The sequence below is a fragment of the Neobacillus sp. MER 74 genome (assembly GCF_023714155.1).
Genome location: NZ_JAMAUV010000098.1, coordinates 1 through 292, shown reverse-complemented (window position 1 = coordinate 292; position 292 = coordinate 1). Strand labels below are relative to the sequence as shown.

Below are 292 nucleotides of genomic sequence, written 5' to 3'. Positions count from 1 at the left end.
GCGTAGGCGATGGATAACAGGTTGATATTCCTGTACCACCTCTTTATCGTTTGAGCAATGGGGGGACGCAGGAGGATAGGGTAAGCGCGCTGTTGGATATGCGCGTCTAAGCAGTTAGGCTGAGAGGTAGGCAAATCCGCCTCTCACATAAGGCTGAGCTGTGACAGCGAGGGAAATTTAGTACCGAAGTTCCTGATTCCACACTGCCAAGAAAAGCCTCTAGCGAGATAAAAGGTGCCCGTACCGCAAACCGACACAGGTAGGCGAGGAGAGAATCCTAAGGTGAGCGAGA

1 rRNA gene is annotated in these 292 nt (G+C 52.1%); it reads left to right on the top strand.

Annotated features, from left to right (window positions below):
- Positions 1–292, top strand: a 23S ribosomal RNA gene (locus M3610_RS27675); the annotation flags it as partial.